Here is a 3,050-nt window from a genome sequence, read left to right as displayed (position 1 = left end):
AGGGGTCAAGCGTTCTTCTTGCTTCGCCTCGTTCGGTCGGGTGCCCGTTGTTGCTCGACATACCGCTTGATGATGTCGAGCGGGGCGCCACCACAGCTTATCAGCCCGGTGAAAAAGCCGTCGGTCAGCCGAGCGGGTCTGGCGCGATGCTGATGACGGCGGCCGCGGTCTGGTCGCCAGCGACGACGATCAGAATGATGACCAGGCCAGCGTCCGGCGTGGCGATCGCAGCAAGCGAGGCCGAAACCCCGGCCTGGAACCCTCGAGGCGTCCCCGCCCCCGTCAGCAATCGCATGATCAGGCCGAGATTGTAGCCGGCGACGTGGATCAGGTAGCGCTTGTGCAGGTTCTCCCGCCCGCGCAGCCAAGCGCGGCGCATGCCACCGCGGTCCAGAATGAGCGCGAAGCTCCGCTCCACCACCTCGGCGCGTAGCTTGAACGCAACGTGGGCCACGCCGGACAGCAGACGGGTGCGGTTGTTCACGACGGCGCGGCGGGCCGCGTCATCGCCATGCCAGCGCGAGAAGCCGTCGCGCTTGGGCTCGGCGATCCGGGTCTTCCACGGCCCATCGTCGAGCGTCTTCAGCACCTCGCGCGAGTGATAGCCTTTATCGGGCACCATCTCGGCAGGCACTTCGGCGCTCGGCGCCGCCTCGACCGCGGCCAGGTGCCGGGCCACACTCGCCAGGGTGTCGGGCAGGGTCGCGGTGTCGCCCCGGTCGGCACTGTGCATCTCGGCCGCGACCACCGCGCCGGTGTCGAGATCCAGCGCGTGCTCGGGCTTGTAGGCCAGGTGTGTCCGGCCGTCCTTCAGCTTGGCGATGCGCGCGTCCGGATCGGTCGGGCTCTCCCACTCGGCGTTGGACAGCGTCTTGCCCTTGCGCTTGCGGTCCAGCCGGATCAAGTCCTCGGCCGTCGGCGTCTCGATGCCGCTCTCCTTGGCCATGCGCACCAGCATCTCGCGGTAGCCCTCGCCACCGTCGCGCCGCACGATCGCCCGCAAGGCGGCGTTGGCCTCCATGGTCGAGGCGTCCACCCCGATCCGCTCGCCCCGGACCAGTCCCCGCTCAGCCAGGCGCTGCAGCACCCAGGTGAACACTGCGTCGTGCACCTCAAGCGGCAAGCGGGCGCGGGTGCGGCTCAGCCTGGAATGGTCGGGCACTGGCTCGCGCTCGCCGAGCCGCAGGAACTCGCGCAGCGACAGACTGTCGGCGCAGCGCCACTCCAGGCCGCGCTCGCTGTCGATCCCTTCGAAGTAGCCGACCAACAGCATGCGGAAGTACCGCCCCGGCGGCAGCGAAGGCCGACCCTGCCCGCGCCGCGTAGTAGGGCGCGCACTGGCCCTCGACGAAGCCGTCGAACCCAGCGCTGAGCAATTCAGCCTGCAGCCGGTCGTAGAACGCGTGCCCCGGCGAGCGCGGCATCTCCGCCCAGGTCACCAGCAGATCCGACTGCCGGTCCTTCTGTCGTCCCAGCGCCATGCCGCACCTGCCGCTCGCGTCCAGGACCAACCGAATCAAGCTAGGGCCACTTCGTCAACGGGCTGCTATCCCCGGAGATACCGATCTTCGTTGTGATGACTGCTCTCTGTCGAGCCTGCAGATACTCTGATACGGCCGGGCTCGCCTCGAGTGTGCTGCATGTGAAGGCGTTGTGCTCGGGAGCTGCCGCGCCTTCCGAAGCTCTCCATCGCCGAGCTTAGAATGTTGACGCAGACCTGCTGGAAGTCGGTATGCGGGGCATGTTACCCCCCCAATGTGAGGGCAGCAGTCGCGAACAGCGACATGCCTGTCCAAGCAGCTACCCGGCTACTGCTGGGTGTTTATCGTCTTGCGGCTTTGTGGGTGCCAACATTCTCGTGCCAAATGACGGGTACCCCGTCCCAGCTTGCCAGTTGCTTGCCCGGCCACTTCCGGCGAACATAGACATGGTAAGCATCGGCCTCCGCTTCGACGTAGCCCGACTTGCCGTCGTTTAGCCGAAGATGCTGGGCGAGTTGCTCAGCCTGGTCCCGCATATAGTCGTCAGGGACACTCATTTAGACAACTCCCTTGCGTTGCTGCCGCGTATTCCGAGGCCCGAGAACATAATGGCAGTTCCCTGTCCGCTGACGCCCTTGATCATCCGGTCAGCTTTGGCCGCGGTCGTGTGAAGCGCGAACGGCCTTTGTCAATACTGCCGTTCCGGGTACCGGGGCGTCATGTCCGGATCGACATGGTGGACCTCAGCTCGCCCGGGAGCCGGACAGGTTGGTTGCGGCGTGTGTCCCGCACATGCTCTATGAAAGAACATATTGCGGAGGGCCTGCGTCACCAAATCAATATTCCTTTGGTAAATTCGCGCTGCTGGAACTTAATAATCAGACCGAGCAAGTTGGTGCGGGCAACCGGTAAGCAAAGATCAGTATAGAATGCGGGGGTCCCGGAGGCCGGCAGCAGCTCAGTCACTAGCCTTGAGCCCCAGCTCGTGCACCAGCCTCACCCAGCGCTCGCGCTCCTCGGTTGCCACCCTTTGCAGGGTGTCGCCATCCTCACCATGAGGTTCGGCTCCCAGCCCGGCCAGCTTCTCGCGTATCGCCGGGTCACGCGCCGCGCCGATTGCCACCGCCTGTAGCTTCGCCGTCAGCGCGGGCGGCAGCCTCGCAGGGCCGAACAGACCGAACCAGACTTCGCTGCCAAAGCCCGGTACCGTCCGGCTGATGGGCGGCAACCCTGGCGCCAGCGACGTCACCGGCCCGCCCACGCCCAGTGCCCGGACGGCACCGGAGGCTAGGTGCGGTGCCGCGGTGGACGGCGTGTCGAACAGGGCGTGCACGTCGCCGCGACGCAGCTCGGTATAGACCTGGCCCGTGCCGCGATAGGGAACGTGCACCATCTGCAACTTCGCCAGCGCATTGAACAGCGCACCCGTCAGGTGTGGCGTGGTGCCGACGCCGGACGAGCCATAGTTTACCTCGCCCGGCCGAGCTCTGGCCCAAGCGGTGAACTCCTCGACCATCGTCGCCGGAACGGCCGATGACACGACCAGGATGTAAGGCGAGGTGGCCAGCA

At 66.2% G+C, this 3,050-nt stretch carries 2 protein-coding genes; both read right to left on the bottom strand.

Going from position 1 to position 3,050, the window contains the following annotated elements; all coding sequences use genetic code 11:
- Positions 1-124 precede the first annotated feature (124 nt).
- Positions 125-1,297 carry a transposase gene (locus tag Q7A36_RS39110; protein ID WP_456306851.1) on the bottom strand — a complete coding sequence of 391 codons (1,173 nt, stop codon included), beginning with the start codon at positions 1,295-1,297 and terminating at the stop codon, positions 125-127.
- Positions 1,298-2,439: 1,142 nt separating this feature from the next.
- Positions 2,440-3,050, bottom strand: a 611-nt coding sequence (locus Q7A36_RS39105) for a Bug family tripartite tricarboxylate transporter substrate binding protein (RefSeq protein ID WP_305109193.1), incomplete at its 5' end; no start/stop codon positions are given.

This window comes from Paracraurococcus lichenis (assembly GCF_030657435.1).
Classification (GTDB): domain Bacteria; phylum Pseudomonadota; class Alphaproteobacteria; order Acetobacterales; family Acetobacteraceae; genus Paracraurococcus; species Paracraurococcus lichenis.
Note: the sequence above shows the minus strand (reverse complement) of the source record. Positions and strands in the feature narration are given on the sequence as shown.